This window comes from Streptomyces sp. CNZ287 (assembly GCF_007827615.1).
On the sequence record NZ_VISV01000001.1, the window covers coordinates 222,105 to 244,319 of the forward strand.

Consider the following 22,215-nt stretch of genomic DNA (forward strand, 5'->3'; position numbering starts at 1 on the left):
ATGGGGACATGAGTACGTCCGGCGTCGGTCACCGGGCTCGGTTCGCGGAGGAGGCCCGCGTGCCGCGGCCCGATCTGGCCCTGCTCTGTCTGCTCGTCGGGGCCGAGACCGACCCCGGGCTCGACGAGGGCGGCATCGACGCCGTGCAGATCGAGCTGGACGAGCTGGCCGGGCAGTTGCCGTACGCGCCCGGCGGCCCCCGCGCGTGGGCGCAGGCCGCCGCGGAACTGCTCGGGGAGCGGTACGGGTTCCACGGCACGCCCGGCGACTACCGGCGCCTGGAGTCGTCCCAGCTCCACGAGGTACTGCGCCGCCGCCGCGGGCTGCCGATCATGCTCTCCGTGATCTGGATGGAGGTCGCCCGCCGCGCCGGTGCCCCGGTGTACGGCGTGGCCCTCCCCGGGCACTTCGTCGTCGGCTTCGGCCCCTCCCCCGCCGGACAGCCCCTCGCCGACCACCCCGCCGGGGGCGGCCCCGTCCTCGCCGATCCGTTCGACGGCGGCCGGCTCCTCTCCACCGCCGACGCCGAGCTGCTCGTCGCCGAGGCCACCGGCGGCGAGCCGCTGTCGCCCGCGATGCTCGTACCCGCAGATCCGCTCGCCATCGTGCTGCGCGTCCTCAACAACATCCGCGCCTGGGCCGCCCGCCGCCCCGAGCAGTCCGACGTGCAGCTCACCGCCGTCGAACTCGCCCTGCTGCTCCCCAGCCACCCCGCCCGGCTGCGCCACGAACGCGCCCGGCTCCTCATCGCCCGCGGCGACTTCGCCACCGGCGCGGCGGAGCTGGAGGAGTACGCCGCGGTGATAGCGGCGATGGAGCCGCAGGCCGCCGAGACCCTGCGCCGCGAGGCCCGCGCCGCGCGCGCCCGCCTCAACTGACCCGCGGCACCACGCCCGTACGCGCACGGAGGCCGGTGCCCAGGGCACCGGCCTCCGTGACGGACGACGTACGGACTACTCCTTCACCGGAGCCGCGCTCGGACCTTCCTCCAGCGCGGCCAGCGCCTTGTCCAGGATGACCACTTCATCCCGCTCCACCGTGGGCTCCTCGGGGAAGTGGCACGCGGTCAGGTGCCCCGCGTTGTTGCCGCCGATCTGCACCAGCGGCGGCTCCTTCTCCGCGCACACGTCCTGCGCCTTCCAGCACCGGGTACGGAACCGGCACCCCGACGGCGGGTTGATCGGCGACGGCACGTCGCCCGCCAGCCGGATGCGCTCCCGCGGCTTCTCGTCCTCGTCCTCCGAGAGGGTCGCCTCCGGCACGGCCGAGAGCAGGGCGTGGGTGTACGGGTGCCGCGGCCGGGTGTAGATGTCGTCCCGGGGGCCGATCTCGACGATCTTCCCCAGGTACATGACCGCGACGCGCTGCGAGAAGTGCCGCACGACCGCCAGGTCGTGCGCGATGAAGAGGAACGCGATGCCCATCTCCCGCTGCAGCTCCTGCAGCAGGTTGACGACCTGCGCCTGGATCGACACGTCCAGCGCCGAGACCGGCTCGTCCGCCACGATCAGCTTCGGCTTCAGCGCCAGCGCCCGCGCGACCCCGATGCGCTGCCGCTGGCCGCCCGAGAACTCGTGCGGGAAGCGGTTGTAGTGCTCGGGGTTGAGGCCGACGGTCTCCAGCAGCTCACGGACCCGCTTCTCCCGCCCGCCGGGCGGGGTGATCCCGTTGACCTCCATCGGGCTGCTGATGATGGTGCCGACGGTCTGCCGCGGGTTCAGCGACGAGTACGGGTCCTGGAAGATCATCTGGATCTCGGACCTGATCGGCGCGAGCTGCTTGCGCTTGGCGTACGTGATGTCCTGGCCGCGATACGTGATCTTGCCGCCGGTCGGCTCCAGCAGCCGCGTGAGCAGCCGCCCGGTCGTCGACTTGCCGCAGCCGGACTCGCCGACCAGGCCGAGGCTCTCGGCCGCGCGTACCTCCAGGTCGATGCCGTCGACCGCCTGCACCGCGCCGACCCGCCGCTTGATCGGGAAGCCGCCCATGATCGGGAAGTGCTTCGTGAGCCCCTCCGCGGTGAGCAGTTCCTCGCCGGCCGTGGTGGGGGTGTCGTCCCGGGGGCCGGGGAGGGTGAGTTCTTCGCTCATGGTGGTCAGTCTCCCTAGCCCAGCCGGGGCTTGATCTGCTCGATGAAGATGTCCTGCTTCTGCCCGGCGCTCAGGTGGCAGGCGGCCCCGCGTCCTTCGGACAGCACCGGCCGGTCCGTACGGCAGGCCGTGCCGCCCACCTCGCCGGTGAAGCCGCACCGCGTGTGGAACGGGCAGCCCGGCGGCGGGCTCAGCAGGCTGGGCGGCGAGCCCTTGATCGGCGTGAGCGGGGTGTTCACGTCCGAGGAGAGCCGCGGCATGCTGCTCAGCAGGCCCCAGGTGTACGGGTGCTGCGGCTTGCGCAGCACCTCGCGGGTGGTGCCCCGCTCCACGGCGCGCCCCGCGTACATCACCAGGATGTCGTCCGCGACGTTCGCGATGACGCCGAGGTCGTGGGTGATGAAGACGATCGCGGAGCCGAACTCGTCCTGGAGGTCCCTGATCAGGTCGAGGATCTGCGCCTGCACGGTCACGTCGAGCGCGGTGGTCGGCTCGTCGGCGATCAGCAGGTCGGGGTTGCAGACGAGCGCCATCGCGATCATGGCGCGCTGCCGCATGCCGCCGGAGAACTGGTGCGGGTAGTCGTCCGCGCGCAGCTTGGCGTTGGGGATGCCGACCTTGTCCAGCATCTCCACGGCCCGCAGGTGCGCCTCGCGCTTGGAGACGCCCATGTGCTTGCGGTACGGCTCGGCGATCTGCCGGCCGACCGTGTAGAAGGGCGAGAGCGCGGTGAGCGGATCCTGGAAGATCATCGCCATCTTGTTGCCGCGCAGCTTCTCCAGCTTGCGCTCGGGCGCGCCGATCAGCTCATCGCCGTCGAGGCTGATGGAGCCCTCGATGTTGGTGAACATCTGGTTGTGCAGGCCCAGCACGGTCAGGTTGGTGACCGACTTGCCGGAGCCGGACTCGCCGACGATGCCCAGGGTCTTGCCGCGCTCGACGTCGAAGGAGAGACCGTCGACGGCCTTGACGACGCCGTCCTCGGTGGTGAACTGCACGCGCAGGTCCTGCACCGAGAGGAAGGCACCGCCCGCGGACGGCGCGGAGCCTTCCGATTCCTTGGTCAGGGTGGTCACTGCTCTTCTCCTAGGACAGACGGATGCGCGGGTCGATGAAGGCGTACGCCGCATCGACGATGACGTTCATGAGGATGATCATGGTGGACGAGAACAGCAGGATGCCCATGAGCACCGGCAGGTCCGCCTTGAACACGGAATCGATGGAGAGCTGGCCCAGGCCCGGCAGCGAGAAGGTGAACTCGGTGATGATCGCGCCGCCCAGCAGCGAGCCGAGGTCGATGCCGAAGATCGTGACGACCGGGATGAGGGCGCCGCGCCAGGCGTAGCGGAAGAAGACCGTACCCGAGGACATGCCCTTGGCCCTGGCCGTTCTGACGTGCTCTTCCTGCAATTGCTCGATCATCGTGGACCGCACCATACGGGTGTAGTTCGACGCGAAGATCGTGGAGAGCACCGCCCAGGGCAGGATCAGTCCGACCGCCCATTTCCATGGATTGTCGGTGAAGGCGTTGTACGCCGGGTCGCCGAAGAGTCCGGTGCTGTACACCAGCGCCCAGAGCACGAGCGGGCCGATGAAGTAGATCTGCAGCGAGCCGATGATCAGCGAGCTGCCGCTGACGAACTTGTCGAGCACCGTGCCGCGCCGCCAGGCGGCGATCATGCCGGCCCCGACGCCGAAGAAGAGGAAGACGACGGCCGCGCCGATGGTGAGCGACAGCGTCGTGGGGAAGCGGTCCTGGATGAGGGTGAGGACGTTCTCGTCGTGCACGAACGAGCGGCCCAGGCAGGGCGCCGGGCATTCGCCCGTCGGGAAGGAACGGCCGGCGAAGATGCCGGAGAGGAAGTTCCAGTACTGCACGGGCACGGGGTCGTCGAGGCCGAGGGCCCTGCGGATCAGCTCCAGGTTCTCCGGAGTGCACTTCTCGCCGCAGGAGATGCGGGCGGGGTCACGCGGGATGGCGAAGAACAGGAAGAAACAGACCGCGCTGAGGATCAGCAGGATGATCAATGCGCCGATTGTCCGGCGAATCAGGAAACGAAGCATGACTGTGGGCTGCTTTCGAAGGACAAAGCGGCGACGTGGGTTGAAGGGTGGTGCGCGGGGGCCCGCCGATCGGGCGGGCCCCCGCGCACCGGAGGTGGTGCCTACTGCTTGAGGTAGATCTTGCGCAGGTCGATGTCACCGATGACGTCGTCGTACTGCACGCCGCCGATGTTCGAACCGTAGAGCTGGATCTGCTTGTAGTACGTCATGGGGATGTTGGAGATCAGGTCCTCCACCACGTACTGCGAGAGCTTGTTCCACTCCTTGGCCGCCTCGGCCGGGTCCGTGATCTTCTGGATCCGGTCGATCTCGGAGTTGATGTGCTCGTCGTTGGTGTGCGAGTAGTTCGACGCGCCGTCCTGGATCTGCCGGCCGTCGTACAGCGGCGGAACCACCGTGCTGGCGGACGGCCAGTCGGCGCCCCACGCGCTCACGTAGATGTCGAACTTGTTGTCGACGAGACCGATCTGGTCGTAGTACGTCTCGGCCGCGATCTCCTTGCGCTGGACGTCGAAGCCCGCTTCCTCCAGGGTCTTCTCCATCGTGGGCGAGTAGTTCTGGCCCTCGGGGGTGTTGATGTAGCCCCAGGTGAGCTTGTAACCGGTCTCGCCGGCCTCTTCCAGGATCTTCTTGGCCGCGGCCGGGTCACCCAGCGGCTTCTTCAGCTTGCCGAAGGGGTCGAAGCCCTCCTCGTAGCCGGAGACGGTCGGGCTGATCAGACCGCCGGCCAGCTCCATGCCCTGCGGGCCGCCGAAGGCCTGCTGGTAGGGCTGGATCGGCAGGGCGTACGCGATGGCCTCGCGGACCTTCTTGTTCTTGACCCGGTCCATGTTGATGGCCATCTGGGCGACGTACGGCTGGTAGCCGTTGACCGAGCGCTTCTGGGCCTCGGCGTCCTTGTTCAGCTTCGGCAGCGTGGCGGCGTCCACGTTGTTGGTGAAGCTGATCGAGTTCTTGTTCACGCCCTTGTCGGCCATCAGCCGCTCGGCCGAGGTCTCGAACTGGATGTTGAACGAGATCTCGTACTTGTCCGGGTAGGCGTTCCGCGTCGAGTCGGTCGCCGGGTCCCAGTGCTCGTTCTTGACCAGCGTCATCGACTTGCCGGTCTTGAAGGACTCGATCTTGTACGGGCCCGCCGTCATCGGGTCCTTGTCGTACTTCTCCTGGGTGTCCTTCGCCTCGGAGACCATCGAGTAGCCCGGCATCGCCAGGGCGTACGGGAGGTCCGGCTTGGGGTCCTTGAACTTGAAGACGATGGTCTTGTCGTCCGGCGTCTCCAGGATGGAGTCCGGCAGGTGGTCACCCTTGTACGGACCGTCGGGCAGCAGCTCGCGGTACTCGGTGCCCGGCACGTTGGCCAGCCACTGCTGGATGTAGACCGGGCCGTCGTTGATGAACTCGGCGAACTGACGCTCGAAGGTGTGCCGGACGTCCTTGGACGTGATGTCCGTGCCGTCGGCCCACTTGATGTTGTCCTTGAGCGTGTACGTCCAGGTGCGGCCGCCGTCGGAGGGCTTGCCGCTGTCCGTGGCGAGGTCGCCGACGAGGGTCTGCTTGCCGTTGAAGTCGGCCTTGTAGCCGGTCAGCCCACGGTGGATCAGCCGCGCCAGGGCGCCCTCGTCCGAGACGTATATCTGCCCCGGGTCGAGGTGCGCGTAGCTGTCGCGCTGCATGACGGGGATCGTGCCGCCCTCCTGGGCGCCCTTCACCTCGGGCGCGGGCCCGGTGGACGCCTTGGCGTCACCGAACGGTATCTGCGCCTGCTGCTCCGCCGCCTTCTTCTTGTCGTCCTGCTGCGAGTCGGTGTTCTCCGAGCCGCTGCTGCAGCCGCTCAGGGCCAAGGCCCCGGCTGCGAGCGCCGCCACCACGGCGTGCGATCTGCGTACACCCCTGAGAGTCACTGTCTACCACCCTGTCTGTTGGTCTTGACTTGCTGTGTGCGTGTTCACACCCGTGCCACGGCGGTCGCACCCTGGCGGCGGTACGAACGTCAGCGCGCGGCCTTCGGATCGAACGCGTCGCGGACGGAGTCCCCCAGCAGGTTGAAGGCGACCACGAAGATCACGATGGCGACGCCGGGGAAGAACATGAACGTGGGAACGGTCTCGGACACGTCCGCGGCCCGGGCGAACATCAGCCCCCAGTCGGGGGTCGGGTTCACCAGGCCGACGCCGAGGAACGACAGTCCCGCGGCGTTCGTCACGACGAGCGGCAGCTCGAAGGTTCCCTGCACGAGGATGGGAGTGACGAGGTTCGGCAGCATCTCCTTGCGGATGATTCGCCAGTTCGACGCCCCGCTCACCTTGGCGGCCTCGACGAACTCGCGCTCCCGCATCGACAGCGCGACACCGCGCACGATGCGCGCCATGCGCATCCAGTTCAGCGCCGCGAGCACCCCGATCAGCACCGCGACGCGCAGCCAGGTGGGCGTCGCGTCCTCGGGAGCGACGAACATCGCGGTGATGACGGGCATGAACGCCACGAAGAACAACTGGCTCGGGAACGCCAGCATCAGGTCGGTGAAGCGGCCGATCAGCGTGTCGGTTCGGCCGCCGGTGAAGCCGGCGGCCACGCCCAGCAGGACGCCGATGCCGACGGTGAGGACCGTCACCGCGACGGCGATGGCCAGCGAGGTGCGGATGCTGTAGATCAGCAGCGTGAAGACGTCGCGGCCGAGGATGGGTTCGAGGCCGAACCAGAACTCGCCGCTGATGCCGCCGTTGGGCTTGATCGGGTAGCCGAGAGCGTCGAACAGCTCGGGCTTGCCGGTGGCCGAGTTGTACAGCGTGTACGGCGACTTCCCGTACAGCTTCGCGATCAGCGGAGCGAAGATCGCGACCAGCACGAAGAAGCCGACGACATACGCGGATATAACCCCCGCGCGGTCGCGCTTGAAGCGCTGCCACATGAGCTGGCCGGGCGATTTGCCGATGTGTTCGGCAGTCTGCTGCCCACCAGGGCCGGCCGAACCCCGCTCGAGTCCTGCGGGGTCGTACGGTGCGCCTTTGGGCGCCTCCGCCATGGCCGGGACCGGACTGTCCATAGGTGATTGCTCCCGAACCGGGTGTGCCGCAGCGCCCGTGCACGCTGCGGTGGTTGACGGGACTTTCGCAACCGATTCATCCCCCAGTCAAGGGGGTGACGGGGGAAGCTGAGGTGCGGAATCGCTTCTTGAGCGTATGTTTTGCAGATTGAGGTCCGTACGTGCTTGACAAGGCGCCTTAGTGACCGACATATCCGACATAACGCGTCGAAGGTCGTTAACACGTCGGCAACCCATCTGTCGCGTCACCGATATACGAACGCGTCACTCTGGGGAGCGTACGGCCGTGCGGGTGCCGTCCCCCGGCCGGGTCCGGTCAGCGCGCCGGATCCGGCCGGGATCCCGGCCGCCGGCCGCCGCCGCCCGGCCCGTCCTGCCGGAGGTGTTGTCCGGGGCTGCGGAGAGGTGTAGACCTGGGTGCCGTGTGGGCCCAAAAGGCGCACGGTTGCATATCGGGGGTCTTCCGGCGATGGATCAAGGACACATATTGGGGCGCGGCGCACGCGTCTTCGGTGCCGTGTGCTGCGCGCTCCTCGCTCTGCTCTCGCTCCTGTGGATCGGCCGCGACGTCGGTGTCGCGGCGAGCCTGCCCGATCTGTGGTGGTCCTGGGCGGGCTCCCCCGACGCCGTCCCCGAGAACCACTGGGGCACCTCTCTCTACGACCCCGTCCTCGTCGGCGTGTACGCCGTCGCCGGGGTCACCGCCCTGCACTCCACCGCCGCCGCGGGCGCGCTCGCCACGGCCGGCGCGGCCACGATCTTGCTGCGCGCCCCCGCGCTGTGGACGCTGACCGCCGACTGGATGCAGGGCGTCGACCAGGACCTGCGCAACCGCGCGCTGCTCTCCGCCGGTGTCGCCGTCACGCTCGGCGCGGTGCTGCTGATCTCCGTCGCCGCCGGCCGGCGGCCCTCGGAGGCCACCGGCGCCGGCTACCTGCTCCCCGACGAGCAGCCGCCGCGCCGGCCCGCCCGCGGGGCAGCGGCCACCGGCATGGTCTTCCTCGCCGCCGCCGCGGTCGCGTTCGCGGCGTGGGAGCTGCGCGAGGCCGCACGCACCGGCTGGGAGGCGTACGGCCACCGGCTCACCGGCGAGTACACGTCGTGGGCGCTGCTCCAGCCCCCGCTCGCGTACGGGAAGTGGGCGACCGCCGCGATGTGTTTCGCCGCCGCCGTGGCCGCCGCCAGGCGCGCCCCGCTCTCCCGCCCGCTGGGCATGACGGCCGGCGCGTTCGTGCTGGGCTGGGGCGCGGCCGACACCTCCCGGTATCTCAAGGACGAGGTCTTCGAGAACTTCGGCGCCCTCGGCGCGGAGCACCAGTTGCAGGCGAGCACCGGAATCGGGCTGCTGCTCGCCGGCTTCGTGATCCTCTTCGCGCTCGCCGGACGCGGGGAGCGCGACCCCGTGGCGGAGCCCCTCTCCCGCTGGCAGGAACCTTCCTCCCAGCCCCCCTGGTGACCCGCCCGGCGACTGCCGCTCCACCGCTCTCCGGCCTCCCGGCCACCGCTTCGCGACCGCCTCCCGCGTGCGACCCCTCCATGCGCCGGTGCGCCGAACGATGCACGGGCACCGATAGTTATGATGCGTGCGCGCGACGGGCATGCATCACGTGGCCCGTCAGATGACCCGACCGCAGGTCCCGGGAGGTGAGCCGAATGGCTCTGTCGATCTCGCTAGTGCTGCTGCTCGCGATCATCGTCTACTTGCTCATCAAGAAGAGTGGCCTGAAGGGCGGGCACGCTGTCGTGTGCATCCTGCTGGGCTTCTACCTCGCAAGCTCGTCCATGGCGCCGACGATCGACGATGTGACACAGAACGTGGCAGGGATGATCGAGAGCATCGACTTGTGACCCGGGGGGCCATCCGCACACTCGTCTAGGCTTCCTCCATGAGCAGGGAGCTTCCGCCGCGCAGGCTGCTGCTGGTGCACGCGCATCCAGACGACGAGACGATCACCACCGGCGCCACCATGGCGCGGTACGCCGCCGAGGGCGCACTCGTCACCCTGGTGACGTGCACCCTGGGCGAGGAGGGCGAGGTCATTCCGCCCGCCCTCGCCCGTCTGGGACCCGAGCGCGACGACGTGCTCGGCGCCCACCGCGCCGGCGAACTCGCGGCGGCCATGCGGGCGTTGGGCGTCACGGACCACCGCTTCCTCGGCGGCCCCGGGCGGTTCCGGGATTCGGGCATGCAGGGCCTCGACCGGAACGGGCGCCCGGGCACGTTCTGGTCGGCCGGGGTCGACGAGGCGGCGGGGCTGCTGGTGCCGGTGATCCGCGAGGTACGCCCCCAGGTGCTGGTCACGTACGACCCGCAGGGCGGCTACGGGCACCCCGACCACGTCCAGGCACACCGCGTCGCCACGCGCGCGGCGGAGCTGGCCGCGGCGGCGTCGTACGACGCGGACCCCGCGGAGCCGTGGGCGGTGGCCCGTATCTACTGGACCTGCGTCGCCCGCGGCGCGGCGGAGAAGGCCCTCGCGGAACTGGCCGCCGCGGGCCACCCCTTCCCCGGCACCGCGACCGTCGCGGACCTGCCGGGTGTGGTGGACGACGGCGAGGTCACGGCGGCCGTGGCGGGGGGCGCGTACGCGGCGGCGAAGGCGCGGGCGATGGCGGCGCACGAGACACAGATCACCGTGGCCGGCGGCGCCTTCGCGCTCTCCAACGGGCTGGGCCAGCCGATCCTCACCACCGAGCAGTTCCGGCTCGCCGGCGGCGCGGACGCCGCGCGGCGCGATCCGGGCGCGGTGGAGACCGACTTGTTCGCGGAGGTGACGGCGTGAGCGCCAAGAAGCGGTCTGTCCGCCCCAAGTCGGCTGCGCGCGGCGGAAACCCGGGCGACAGGGGCGCGGAGCGCGCACGCGCGGGCGACGGCGGCGCGGCCAACGGGCGGACGAGCCGCGGCGGGAGCACGGGCGGCGGCAGCGCCGACGGCGGGGGCGCGGAGAAGCGCGGCCGGGCCGCCGCCACCACCAAGAGCTCCCCCGCGCGCCGTCCCGCCGCCCCGCCGCCCGGCAGCGCCCTCGCGCGGCCGGTGACGCCCGGCCACCTCCTCACGTATCTGGCCGCCCTGGTGCTCGGCGGCCTCGTCGGGCTCGCCGGCTCACTCGTCCAGGCGGCCTGGTCACCGGGCGGCCTGCTGCTCGCCCTCGCCGCCGTCGGGGGGCTCTGCTACGGCGCCGGGGTGGCCACCGGGGGCCGCGGCGCGGGCTTCACGGCGGCCGGCGGCTGGTTTCTCGCGGTGATCGCCATCTCCCTCAACCGCCCCGAGGGCGACTTCGTGTTCGCCTCCGGACTCGGGCCGCAGCTCTTCCTCTTCGGCGGGATGCTGACCGCTGTGATCTGCACCACCCTGCCGCAGCTCCTCGCAGTTGCCGCACCGCCGTCCCGACTCCCCGAGTGACGTGCTCTGTTGGGCATCGAACGCTGTCAAGTACGCCTTCGCGCGGGTGGCCTAATGCGGTTGCCGGGCCTCAGTGTCGGAGCGGACAAGTATGGTGGTGCGCGCCGCCGAGCTGCCCGCGGGTGCCATGACGGGCGGCGGAGCACTACGGGAGACCTGCCGTGAGCCGAGAGAATGACAGTCCGCCATCCGGTCCCGAGGGACGCGGCGACGCCGCGTATCCGCCGGGGACCCCGCCGTACGCGGGACCGGACACGCCGACCGCTGGGGGGACCGCCCACGCGCGAAGCGCTGTGGGGGAGCCCACCGCGCCCGCTCCGGGCACGGGGGCGGGCCGGGACGGCGGCGCGGGCGTTCCCGCGACCGAGACGACGCTGACGACCCGGATCCGGATCAACATCCCCGGCTCCCGGCCGATCCCGCCCGTCGTGGTCCGCCAGCCGCTCGAAGCCGGGGCGGAGGAGCCCGACACCTCCGGTGCCGGCGTCCCCGCGCCTGCCCCGGGACCGGCGGAGGCCGCCGCGGCGGCCGCGAACGGGCAGGACGGCGGCAGCGCCAAGCCGCGGACGAGCGACTGGTTCGCCCCCCGCAAGGCGCCGAAGGACCCGGCGGCCGCCCAGGGCGCACCCGAGGCCGCACCGACGCCGCTGCCCGCCCAGCCCCCGATGTCGCCGCCTTCGGGCCCCACGGGCACGACAGACGGCGCCGGGATGCAGTTCCCCGCCTTCGCGCCGCCCGGCGATGCCGGCGCGCCGCTGGACACCCCGCCCGCCGGCGTCCCGCAGCCGCACCCGGCGCCCGGTGACACCGGCGCGGTGGACGTGCCGGTGAGCGAGAGCGGCCACGGCTTCGCCGGGGACGACCCGGCCAACGCCCTGCCCGTACGCCCCGCTCCGGCCGGCGGCACCCCGCGCCGCGGCCCCGGCGCACCCGGGGGCGTGCCCTCGGGGCCGACGTCGGGCCCCGCCACCGGCAGCATGCCGCTCAAGCCCGCGGGACCGGCCGCCGGCCGCACCCTGCGCGGCTCCGCCGCGCCGCAGGCCCCCACCGGCGGCATGGGCGACACCGCCGTCGGCGGCATCCCCGTGGTGCCGCCGGGCCCGGACCCCGCTCCCGCCCACGGCGTGCCGCAGGGCCCCGGGCACACCCCGGCCCACGGCGTACCGCAGGCGGGGCCGCAGGGACCGGGTCCCGGGCACACCCCGGCGCACGGCCTCCCGCAGGCGGGCCCCGACGGGGCGCGGTACCCGCAAGAGGCCGCGTCCGTACCGGGGTTCAGCCCCGCGGGGCAGCCGCCTCCCGGCGCCGCGCCGCCCCCCGGGCCCGTACCCGCACCGGGCGGCGACGGGCCGCCCGTGCCGCCGCCCGCCCCGGCCTCCGCCGCCCGCTCGCGCTCCGGCAGCCCGTCGGGACGGGCCCGCGGCGACCGCAAGAAGCTCGCCGTCATGGCCGGCGCCGGAGTCTTCGGGGTGCTCTGCATCGCGTACGGCGCGGGGCTCGTCCTCAACAACGACGACGTGCCGAAGGGCACGACGGTCCTCGGCGTCGACATCGGCGGCAGCTCCCGCGACCAGGCGGTGGCCAAGCTCGACGCGGCCGTCGAGAAGCGCACCCAGGCGCCGATCGTGCTCCGCGTCGGCGACCAGGAGCAGAAGCTGACGCCGCAGTCGGCCGGCCTCGGTATCGACACCGCGGAGAGCGTCCGCTCGGCGATGGGCAGCGACTACAACCCGGTGTCGGTCATCGGCTCGCTCTTCGGCGGCTCCCGCGAGGTGGACCCGGCGATGGTCGACGACACCGACAAGCTGCGGGCCCAGTTGCAGGAGATCGCCGACGAGGCCGGCGGCGGCAGGGACGGCATGATCCGCTTCGTCGACGGCAAGGCCGTGCCCGTGAAGGGCGAGCCACACGAGGCCGTGGACGTGGAGAAGTCCATGGACGCGGTGCGGAAGGCGTTCGACGAGCGCGCGGCCGGCGGCGCGAACAAGCCGGTGACGCTGCCCGTCTCGCAGCAGGAACCGGCCGTCAGCCAGGCGGAGTTCGACACGGCGATGAACGGCTTCGCCAAGACGGCGATGTCCGGTTACGTCGCGGTGCAGGCGGGCGGGGCCTACATCGAGTTCAGCCCGGAGCGCTCGATCTCCGAGTTCCTGACGATGCAGGCGACGCCGGACGGCAAGCTGGCGCCGAAGTTCGACCTGGAGAAACTGGAGGAGCTGTACGGCAGCACCTTCGACGGACTCATGGTCCAGCGCGGCGACGGCAGCACGACGGAGATCACGCCGAACGACGTGGCGAGCGCCATGATGGGCCCGCTCCGCGAGACCGACCCGGCGAAGCGGGTGGGGGTCATCGACATCGCGTGACCGCCGCGGGCGGACGACGTACGGGGACGGGCCCCGCGGCGCTGCCGCGGGGCCCGTCGTCGCGGGGGCGGACGCCTCAGGCGTGGGCGCGCCGTTTGCGGGCCACCACGACGGCGCCGGCGCCGAGGGCGGCGAGGCCGCCGAGGCCGGAGGCGAGCGGAAGCCAGATGTCGGCGCCGGTGCGGGGCAGTTGGTCCGGCTTCTTGCCCGCGTTGTCGTAGTCGGCGGGCGGGGTGTGGCCGTCGGGCGGCTCGAAGCCGTCGCCCTCCTCGTCCGCACCGCCGCCGGGCGCGGGCTGCTCCTCGTGAGGTGCGGGGGGCCCGGCGCCGGGGACGCCGGGCGGTTCGACAGCGGGGGGCTCGGCCGCCGGAACTTCGGCGGCGGGAGGCGTATTCGCGGAGGGCTCGGCCGCGGGAGCTTCCGTGTCCGGGACCTCGGTGTCCGGAGCTTCCGTGTCCGGGGCTTCCGTGTCCGGGGCTTCCGTGTCCGGAGCTTCCGTGTCCGGAGCTTCCGTGCCGGGGAGTTCGGCGTCAGGGATTTCGGCCGGAGGCGCCTCCGCCACCGGGCCCTCGGCGTCCGGCACCTCCGCCCCCGGCGCCTCGCTCCCGGGCGCCTCGGCACCGGGCGCCCCGCCCCCGCCGTGGCCCGGCTCGGCGGGCCCTGTACCCGGGCCGGACTCGCCGGCGCCGCCGTCCTGCGGGGCGCCGCCGGTCCCCGGCTCCTCGCAGTCGTCGTCCGGACCCCACGCCTTCTGCGCCTCGGCCTCGAACTCCGCCTCCGCCGCCGCGAACCCGGCCTCGATGTCCTCCAGTGTCTCCGGGCCCTCCGCCCCGCCCCCGGACCCGTGCGCCCCGGCCACCGGGCCCTCGATCGCGTGGGCCTGCGGGAGGACGCCCGCGAGGGCGGGCCCCGCGCCCAGCGCGGCGGCGAGCAGCGCCCCGCTCAGCACGGGGGCGCGACGGCGTGACAAGCACTTCATGGTGGAGGTCCCTCTGCTCGGTGACGGGGCATCGGCTGCCGACGCCCACCATGACACCGGTACGCGATAAAACCGACTAACCAGACTTACTGCCCGGCGGCAGATCGCCCCGTCGGCCTACCCGCCCACCCCCGGGGCCGCCTGTCCCGGCCCCTCCTCGTCCTCCCACTCCGCCGCGAAGTGGCACGCCGACGCGTGCGCCACCGCCCCCGCCGCGTCCCGGAACCACGGCGGCACGTCCAGCGCCGGGTCCTTCTCCGCGCACACCGGCTGCGCCTTCCAGCACCGCGTACGGAACCGGCACCCCGACGGCGGGTTCGCCGGCGACGGCACGTCGCCGCTGAGCAGGATCCGCTCCCGGCTCTCCCGCGCCTCCGGGTCCGGCACCGGCACCGCCGAGAGCAGCGCCTGCGTGTACGGGTGCGTGGCGTGCTCGTAGATCGCCTCGTCGGTGCCGGACTCCACGATCCGGCCCAGGTACATCACCCCGACCCGGTCCGAGATGTGCCGCACCACGGACAGGTCGTGGGCGATGAAGATGTACGACAGCCGGAACTCGCTCTGCAGCCGCTCCAGCAGGTTCACCACCTGCGCCTGCACGGACACGTCGAGCGCCGAGACCGGTTCGTCCGCGACGATGACCTCCGGCCGCAGCGCGAGCCCGCGCGCGATTCCGATCCGCTGCCGCTGCCCGCCGGAGAACTGGTGCGGGTAGCGGTTGATGTGCTCGGGGTTGAGCCCGACGACGTCGAGCAGTTCCTGGACCCGCCCCCGCCGGCTGCCCTTAGGCGCCACCTCGGGGTGGACGTCGTACGGCTCGCCGACGATGTCGCCGACGGTCATCCGCGGGTTGAGCGAGGTGTACGGGTCCTGGAAGACCATCTGGATGTTGCGCCGCACCGCCCGCAGCGCGCGCCCGGAGAGCCGGGTGATGTCCTCCCCCTTGAACCGGATCACGCCGGCGGTGGGCTGCTCCAGGCTGACGAGCATCTTGGCGATGGTCGACTTGCCGCAGCCGGACTCCCCGACGATGCCGAGGGTTTCGCCGCGCCGCAGGTCGAACGAGACGCCGTCGACGGCCTGTACGGCACCGATCTGCTTACGGAAGACGATCCCCCGGGTGAGCGGGAAGTGCTTGACCAGGTCGCGCACTTCGAGGATCGGCTCCTCGCCCGGCGCCTCCACGGGCGCCTCGGCCACCTCAGGGCTGGTCATGGAGTCGGTCCTTCCGGAATCTCAGGGCCGGTCATGAAGCTGGTCCTTCCAGAAATGGCACGCGCTCCCCCGCCCCGGCAGCGGGTGGCCCGCGTCGTCCGTCACCTCGTACAGCGGCGGGCGGTCCGTCACGCAGACGTCCTGGGCGCGCGGACAGCGGGGGTGGAAGGGGCAGCCCGGCGGGATGGCCAGCAGGCTGGGGGGCGTGCCGCGGATGGCGCTCAGCTCCCGGCCCTTCTGGTCCAGCCGCGGAATGGAGTCCAGCAGCCCGCGGGTGTACGGGTGCGCCGGCGCCTTGTACAGGTCGTGGACGGGCGCGGTCTCCATGATCCGGCCCGCGTACATCACCGCGATCTTGTCGGCGACGTCCGCGACCACGCCCAGGTCGTGGGTGATGAGGATCAGCCCCATCCCCGTCTCCTCGCGCAACTCCGCCAGCAGGTCCATCACCTGCGCCTGTACGGTCACGTCCAGCGCCGTCGTCGGTTCGTCCGCGATGATGAGTTCGGGACCGAGCGCCAGCGCCATCGCGATCATGATGCGCTGCCGCATGCCGCCGGAGAACTGGTGCGGGTAGTCGTTGACGCGCTCCCGGGCGGCCGGGATCCGTACCCGTTCCATCAGCTCGATCGACCGCGCCTTCGCCTCCGCCCGGCTCGCGCCGCGGTGCACGCGGAACATCTCGCCGAGCTGGAAGCCCACGGTGAGCACGGGGTTGAGCGACGACAGCGCGTCCTGGAAGATCATCGCCATCCGCTCGCCGCGCACCTTGCGGCGCGCCTCGCGGCCCAGCTTCAGCAGGTCCTCGCCCTGGAAGAGCACCTGCCCGCCGGTGACGAACCCGGGCGGCGAGTCGAGGATGCCCATCACGGCCTGCGCGGTGACGGACTTGCCCGAGCCGGACTCGCCGAGCACCGCCAGCGTCTCACCCGGGGCCACGCTGTAGGAGACGCCGTTGACGGCCTTCGCCACCCCCTCCCGGGTGCGGAACTCCACGTGCAGGTCGCGGACGTCGAGCAGCGCGGTCACGTACACCTCACCTGAGCTTCGGGTCGAGCGCGTCGCGCACCGCGTCGCCGAGCATGATGAACGCCAGCACCGTCAGGCTCAGCGCCCCGGCGGGCCACAGCAGGGAATGCGGCGCGTTGCGGATCTGGGTGGATGCGGTGGAGATCTCGCTGCCCCAGGAGATGGTCGGCGGCTTCAGCCCGACGCCGAGGAACGACAGGGTCGCCTCCAGCGCCACGTACGTGCCGAGGGCGATGGTGGCGACGACGATGATCGGGGCGATCGCGTTGGGCAGCACGTGCCGCAGCATGATGCGCCGGGTGGAGGCGCCGAGGGTGCGGGCGGCCTGGACGTAGTCGTTCTGCTTGGCCGTGATCACCGAGCCGCGCGCGATCCGCGCCACCTGCGGCCAGCCCAGCAGCACGATCAGCCCGATCACCGGCCAGACGGAGCCGCTCTCGATGACGGAGAGGAAGACCAGGCCGCCCAGCAGGATCGGGATGCCGAAGAACACCTCGGTGATCCGGGAGAGGACCGCGTCACCCCAGCCGCCGAAGTAGCCGGCGAGGCCGCCGAGTACGGTGCCGAGGACGGCGGCGCCGAGTGTGGCCAGGGTGCAGACGGTCAGCGAGGCGCGGGCGCCGTAGACGGTGCGGTTGTAGACGTCGCAGCCCTGGCTGTCGAAGCCGAAGGGGTGGCCGGACTCGGCGCCGAGGTTGCGCTTGGCGATGTCGCAGTTGTACGGGCTGCCGGTGGCGACCACACCGGGCCACAGGGAGACGAAGATGAGGAAGAGGATCAGCAGCCCGGCGACGACGAAGACGGGGTTGCGGCGCAGGTCCAGCCAGGCGTCTGACCAGAGGCTGCGGGCCGGCTGGTCCGTCCCGGGGACGCCGCCGGCCTCGGCCTGGAGGACGTCGCTGCCGGGCAGCGACTCCGCCTCCTGGGTGCCGATGTCCGCCCGCTGCTTCTCCTCGTAGCGCTCAGGCATAGCGGATCCGGGGGTCGAGGACCGCGTAGAGCATGTCCACCACCAGGTTCGCCAGCAGGTAGACGATGACGAGGACGGTGACGAAGCCGACGACCGTGGGCGCGTTCTGCCGCAGGACGCCCTGCCAGAGCTGGAAGCCGACGCCCTGGATGTTGAAGATCCGCTCGGTGACGATCGCGCCGCCCATGAGGTTGCCGATGTCGATGCCGAGGAAGGTCACCACCGGGATCAGGGAGTTGCGCAGCAGGTGGCGGAGCGTGATGCGGCGGCGCGGCAGGCCCTTGGCGACGGCGGTGCGGACGTAGTCGGCGCGGGCGTTCTCGGCCACGGAGGTACGGGTGAGCCGCGTGGTGTACGCGAGCGAGACCAGCGCCAGCACCACCGCGGGCAGCACCAGTTCGTTCCACGGCGCCCCGGAGGAGACCGCGGGCTTGACCCAGCCCCACTTGACGCCGAGCAGGTACTGCAGCACGTAGCCGGTGACGAACGTCGGGATGGAGATCACGACCAGTGTGGCGAAGAGCACCCCGGTGTCCACGGCCCGGCCGCGCCGCAGCCCGGAGATGACGCCGAGGGTGACGCCGATGAGCATCTCGAAGAGGACGGCGAGCAGGGCGAGCCGGACGGTGATCGGCCAGGAGCGGCGCATCAGGTCCAGCACCGGCTGGCCGTTGAAGGCCGTGCCGAAGTCGCCGGAGAAGATGTTGCCCATGTAGAGCACGTATTGCTGCCAGAGCGGCTTGTCGAGGTGGAGGTCCTTGCGGATCTGCGCCGCGGTCGCGGGGTCGGGCGCCCGGTCGCCGAACATGGCGGCGACCGGGTCGCCGAGCGCGTAGACCATGAAGAAGATGAGGAAGGTGGTGCCGATGAACACGGGGATCATCTGCAGCAGCCGCCGGATCACGTAGCGGCCCATGGGCTCCCCTCCTCTCCTCGCGTGTCCGCCCCCTCCGTCGAGGCCGCGGCGGACCGCCGCGCGTGCACTACTTGACCTTGACGTCCGGGTAGGAGGGGACGCTGAACGGGTCGAGGAAGACGTCGCTGACGCGGTCGGAGTGGCCGGCGATGCCGTTCTGGTACCAGAGCGGGATCGCCGGCACGTCCTTGGCGAGCAGCCGCTCCGCGTCCTTGTACTTCTTGACGGCCTCGGAGGTGCTGCCGGCGGCGTTGGCCTGGTTGATGAGGTCGTCGAACTTCTTGTTGCTGTACTCGGCGTCGTTGGAGGACGCGCCGGTGAGGTACGTCGGCGCGAGGAAGTTCTCGATCAGCGGGTAGTCCATCTGCCAGCCGGCGCGGAACGGGCCCTTGAAGCTGCGGTCCACGACCTGGGTGCGGAAGTCCGCGAAGGTGCCGATGGGGTTGACGACGCAGGCGTTCTCCTTGCCGAGCGCCTTGTTGATGCTGTTGCAGACCGCGTCCATCCACTCCCGGTGGGAGCCGGTGTCGACGTTGGAGGAGATCGTCACCTTCCCGCCGGGGAGGCCGCCGGCGCCGTCGATGAGCTTCTTGGCCCGCTTCGGGTCGTACGCGCACAGGTCGCCGCAGATCGTGTCGTCGAAGCCGCCCTTCGCGCCGATGACCGGGGAGGTCCAGTCCTTGGCGGGGATGCGGGTGTCGTCGTAGATCTGCTTGGTGATCTGCTCGCGGTCGATCGCCTTGGAGATCCCGCGGCGCAGGTCGACGTTGTCCCGGCCGCCCCAGGCGTCGTCGTAGAGCGGGAAGGCGAGGGTCTGGATGATGCCGGCCTTCTGGTTGATGAAACGGTCGCCGAGGTCGTTCTTGGCGTTGGCGAGCTGGCCGGCGGGCAGTTCGTCGGAGATATCGAGGTTGCCGGCCTGGAGGTCGGTGAAGGCCGTGTTCTGGTCGGTGTAGACCTTCAGCTCGACGCCGTCGTTCTTCGCCTTGTCGTCGCCCTTGTACGTGCCGTCCTTGACGAGCTTCATGGACGTGCCCTTGTTGTACGACTCGATCTTGTACGGGCCGTTGCCGATGGGCTTGTCGAGCCACGCGGCGTGGTTGTCGAAGAACGCCTTCGGCAGCGGCGCGAAGGCCGGGTAGCCGAGGGTGTCGGGCCAGACGGAGAACTTCTGCGACAGCTTGACGGTGAACGTCCGGTCGTCGACGACCTTCAAGCCGGAGAGCTTCCGGGCGCTCGGCTCGGAGCCCTCGGCGGTCGGGTGGACCTTGTCGTAGCCGTCGATGTACCGGAAGAAGGTGGCGTTGACCTGCCGGTTCTTGATGTTGGCCGCGTAGTTCCAGGCGTCGACGAAGGATCTGGCGGTGACCGGCTCGCCGTTGCTGAACCGGAAGCCCTTCTTGACCTTGACGGTCCAGTTCTTCTGGTCGTCGCTCTTGATGGACTGGGCGAGCATGTTCTTCGGCTCGGCGGTCTTCGGGTCGTAGACGACGAGCCCGCGGGTGATCAGCTTGAGGACCTTGCCGCCCTGGACCTCGTTGGTGTTGGCCGGCTCCAGCGGGTTCTGCGGGTCGCCCCACTGCGCGGTGAAGGTGCTCCCGCCGCCTGACGAACCGCCGTCACCGCTGTCACTGCCGCAGCCGGCCGCGGCGAGTGCGGCGCAGACGACGCAGGCGGTCCACGAGGCGCGGGTGGCTCGGCGCATGAGGGTGCCTCCCAAGGATCCCTAGTATCACTTACGTGACATAAGACCCCATAAGGGACGTTCGCGCTTCCGGTGGCACGCCATCGGGGGAGCACAACCCCCGGATGGAGCGCGCACGGCGCGCCGGTCCGAGAGGCGGAGGGATGCAGGGTGTACGGGGGGCGCGCGGGTGCGGCGTGTTCCTGCCGCGCGTGAGGTGCCGCGGGTCAGATGCGGGTATGCCCCGCGTGTACGGACTCCGCCCGCCGGGCGGCGTTACGCGTGCTTCGCCCGCGAGGCCGCCCGCGCGCGCTCGCGCCCGTCGAGCACCACCTTGCGGATCCGCACCGTGTCCGGCGTGACCTCCACGCACTCGCCGTCGCGGCAGAACTCCAGCGACTGCTCCAGCGACAGCTTCCGCGGCGGCACGATCGACTCGGCGATGTCGGCCGTCGACGACCGGACGTTGCTGAGCTTCTTCTCCTTGGTGATGTTGACGTCCATGTCATCGGAGCGGGAGTTCTCCCCGACGATCATGCCCTCGTACACCTCGGTGCCCGGCTCGACGAAGAGCGTCCCGCGCTCCTGGAGGTTCGTCATCGCGAACGCCGTCACCGCGCCCGTCCGGTCCGCGACCAGCGACCCGCTGCTGCGCGTCCGCAGCTCGCCGAACCACGGCTCGTGCCCCTCGAAGATCGAGTGCGCGATGCCCGTGCCGCGGGTCTGCGTGAGGAACTCCGTACGGAAGCCGATGAGCCCGCGCGAGGGCACGACGAACTCCATGCGGACCCAGCCGGACCCGTGGTTCGTCATCGTCTCCATCCGGCCCCTGCGGGCGGCGAGGAGCTGCGTGATCGCGCCCAGGTGCTCCTCGGGTGCGTCGATCGTCATCCGCTCGACCGGCTCGTGGACCTTGCCGTCGATCTCCTTGGTGACCACCTCGGGCTTGCCGACGGTCAGCTCGAAGCCCTCCCGGCGCATCGTCTCCACCAGGATCGCCAGCGCCAGCTCGCCGCGGCCCTGCACCTCCCAGGCGTCGGGCCGCTCGGTGGGAAGCACGCGCAGCGACACGTTGCCGACGAGTTCGCGGTCGAGGCGGTCCTTGACCAGCCGGGCGGTGACCTTGTGGCCCTTGCTCTTCCCGCCGCCGACTCCCTTGCCGACCAGCGGGGAGGTGTTCGTCCCGATGGTCATGGAGATCGCCGGCTCGTCCACGGTGATCAGCGGCAGCGCGACCGGGTTCTCCGGGTCCGCGAGGGTCTCGCCGATCATGATGTCGGTGATGCCGGCGACCGCGCAGATGTCCCCGGGCCCGGCGAGCTGCGCGGGGCGGCGGGTGAGCGCGTCGGTCATCATCAGCTCGGTGATCCGCACGTTCTGCACGGTGCCGTCGCGCTTGATCCACGCGACGGTCTGCCCCTTCTTCAGCTCGCCCTGCTCCACGCGGAGCAGCGCGATGCGGCCGAGGAAGTTGTCGGCGTCGAGGTTGGTCACGTGCGCCTGGAGCGGCGCGCCCTCGTCGTACGCCGGGGCCGGGACGTAGTCCAGGATCGTGGAGAAGAACGGCTCCAGGCTGTCGCTGTCCGCCGGCACCGTGCCGTCCTCCGGCTGGGTGAGCGAGGCGACGCCGTCGCGGGCGCAGGCGTAGACGATCGGGAACTCGATCTGCTCCTCGTCGGCGTCGAGGTCGAGGAAGAGGTCGTACGTGTCGTCCACGACCTCGGAGATCCGCGAGTCGGGCCGGTCCGTCTTGTTGATGCACAGGATCACCGGCAGCCGCGCCTGGAGCGCCTTGCGCAGCACGAACCGGGTCTGCGGCAGCGGCCCCTCGGAGGCGTCGACCAGCAGCACGACGGCGTCGACCATGGAAAGACCGCGCTCGACCTCGCCGCCGAAGTCGGCGTGACCGGGGGTGTCGATGATGTTGATCACCACCGGGTCGCCGCTCTTGGGGTGGTATTTCACCGCGGTGTTCTTGGCGAGAATGGTGATGCCCTTCTCGCGCTCCAGGTCCCCGGTGTCCATGACCCGGTCGTCGACGGACTGGAGCTGGTGCTCGGCGAAGGCGCCGGCCTGCTTGAGCATGGCGTCGACCAGGGTGGTCTTGCCGTGGTCCACGTGGGCGACGATGGCGACGTTGCGAATGTCCTGGCGCGTCGGCATGACTGGGCGGTGCTCCCGAACTAGAGGGGGTCAGCCGGGCGATTCGACCACGGCCGTCCTATCGTACGGTCCCCCTCCCCCACCCCCACGCGCGCCGGTACGCCAGTCCGCCCCCGCCCACCCCGCATCCCACCCCCCGCCCGCCCCGCCCTCAGTCCTCGTCCGGAAGATGCCGGGATCCCCGGGCCTCCGCCGGGGAGGGGCGCCCAGCCCGCTCAGAGCCCGGCCGGCGTGAGCGCCTCGCTGACGTCGGCGCACTCCCCCGTCGTCCTCGCGGACGGCCGGCGAGGCGG

The 22,215-nt window shown here is 71.2% G+C and carries 18 protein-coding genes; 6 read left to right on the top strand and 12 right to left on the bottom strand.

Annotation, left to right across the window (positions count from 1 at the left end; translation table 11 throughout):
- The first annotated feature begins 8 nt into the window (after positions 1–8).
- Positions 9–878, top strand: coding sequence for a transglutaminase family protein (locus FB457_RS01015; RefSeq protein ID WP_047017886.1), 870 nt, complete (start codon positions 9–11; stop codon positions 876–878).
- Between the two features lie 75 nt (positions 879–953).
- Here the strand turns inward: FB457_RS01015 and FB457_RS01020 are convergent, their stop codons facing one another.
- From FB457_RS01020 to FB457_RS01040, 5 genes are all read right to left on the bottom strand, one after another.
- Positions 954–2,090 (bottom strand): ABC transporter ATP-binding protein, encoded by a 1,137-nt coding sequence (locus FB457_RS01020; RefSeq protein ID WP_047017885.1) that lies wholly within the window; start codon positions 2,088–2,090, stop codon positions 954–956.
- A gap of 14 nt (positions 2,091–2,104) precedes the next feature.
- A complete protein-coding gene (locus FB457_RS01025) occupies positions 2,105–3,166 on the bottom strand; it encodes an ABC transporter ATP-binding protein (RefSeq protein WP_145780457.1) in 1,062 nt (353 codons plus the stop codon).
- A gap of 10 nt (positions 3,167–3,176) precedes the next feature.
- Entirely contained in the window at positions 3,177–4,154 is a 978-nt protein-coding gene (locus FB457_RS01030; protein ID WP_047017883.1) for an ABC transporter permease, read from the bottom strand.
- 101 nt (positions 4,155–4,255) lie between these two features.
- Positions 4,256–6,055, bottom strand: a complete 1,800-nt coding sequence (locus FB457_RS01035; RefSeq protein WP_486588888.1) for an ABC transporter substrate-binding protein — start codon at positions 6,053–6,055, stop codon at positions 4,256–4,258.
- An 89-nt stretch (positions 6,056–6,144) separates the two neighbouring features.
- Positions 6,145–7,197, bottom strand: coding sequence for an ABC transporter permease (locus FB457_RS01040; RefSeq protein WP_253911407.1), 1,053 nt, complete (start codon positions 7,195–7,197; stop codon positions 6,145–6,147).
- A 487-nt stretch (positions 7,198–7,684) separates the two neighbouring features.
- Here FB457_RS01040 and FB457_RS01045 point away from each other — a divergent pair, with 487 nt between their 5' ends.
- From FB457_RS01045 to FB457_RS01065, 5 genes are all read left to right on the top strand, one after another.
- A complete protein-coding gene (locus tag FB457_RS01045) occupies positions 7,685–8,653 on the top strand; it encodes a hypothetical protein (protein ID WP_145780460.1) in 969 nt (322 codons plus the stop codon).
- 197 nt (positions 8,654–8,850) lie between these two features.
- Entirely contained in the window at positions 8,851–9,045 is a 195-nt protein-coding gene (locus FB457_RS01050; RefSeq protein WP_047017881.1) for a hypothetical protein, read from the top strand.
- Positions 9,046–9,083: 38 nt separating this feature from the next.
- A complete protein-coding gene (gene mshB, locus FB457_RS01055) occupies positions 9,084–9,980 on the top strand; it encodes an N-acetyl-1-D-myo-inositol-2-amino-2-deoxy-alpha-D-glucopyranoside deacetylase (protein WP_047017880.1) in 897 nt (298 codons plus the stop codon).
- Positions 9,977–10,600 (top strand): DUF6113 family protein, encoded by a 624-nt coding sequence (locus FB457_RS01060; RefSeq protein ID WP_145780462.1) that lies wholly within the window; start codon positions 9,977–9,979, stop codon positions 10,598–10,600. Before mshB ends, FB457_RS01060 begins: the two co-directional genes overlap by 4 nt.
- 293 nt (positions 10,601–10,893) lie before the next feature.
- On the top strand, positions 10,894–12,966 hold the full coding sequence (locus tag FB457_RS01065; RefSeq protein WP_145780466.1) for a hypothetical protein: 2,073 nt from the start codon (positions 10,894–10,896) through the stop codon (positions 12,964–12,966).
- Positions 12,967–13,042: 76 nt separating this feature from the next.
- On the opposite strand, the gene FB457_RS01070 is transcribed toward FB457_RS01065, so the two are convergent.
- From FB457_RS01070 to typA, 7 genes are all read right to left on the bottom strand, one after another.
- On the bottom strand, positions 13,043–13,936 hold the full coding sequence (locus FB457_RS01070) for an LPXTG cell wall anchor domain-containing protein (protein WP_145780470.1): 894 nt from the start codon (positions 13,934–13,936) through the stop codon (positions 13,043–13,045).
- A 126-nt stretch (positions 13,937–14,062) separates the two neighbouring features.
- Entirely contained in the window at positions 14,063–15,160 is a 1,098-nt protein-coding gene (locus FB457_RS01075) for an ABC transporter ATP-binding protein (protein WP_047017877.1), read from the bottom strand.
- A gap of 21 nt (positions 15,161–15,181) precedes the next feature.
- A complete protein-coding gene (locus FB457_RS01080; protein ID WP_047020346.1) occupies positions 15,182–16,189 on the bottom strand; it encodes an ABC transporter ATP-binding protein in 1,008 nt (335 codons plus the stop codon).
- A 7-nt stretch (positions 16,190–16,196) separates the two neighbouring features.
- Positions 16,197–17,159 (bottom strand): ABC transporter permease, encoded by a 963-nt coding sequence (locus FB457_RS01085; protein WP_047017876.1) that lies wholly within the window; start codon positions 17,157–17,159, stop codon positions 16,197–16,199.
- Positions 17,152–18,075: an ABC transporter permease gene (locus FB457_RS01090; protein ID WP_047017875.1), complete on the bottom strand. Its 924-nt coding sequence runs from the start codon at positions 18,073–18,075 to the stop codon at positions 17,152–17,154. Before FB457_RS01090 ends, FB457_RS01085 begins: the two co-directional genes overlap by 8 nt.
- A gap of 67 nt (positions 18,076–18,142) precedes the next feature.
- Positions 18,143–19,780 (bottom strand): ABC transporter substrate-binding protein, encoded by a 1,638-nt coding sequence (locus FB457_RS01095; protein WP_145780477.1) that lies wholly within the window; start codon positions 19,778–19,780, stop codon positions 18,143–18,145.
- 255 nt (positions 19,781–20,035) lie between these two features.
- A complete protein-coding gene (typA, locus tag FB457_RS01100; protein ID WP_047017873.1) occupies positions 20,036–21,922 on the bottom strand; it encodes a translational GTPase TypA in 1,887 nt (628 codons plus the stop codon).
- Positions 21,923–22,215: the final 293 nt, after the last annotated feature.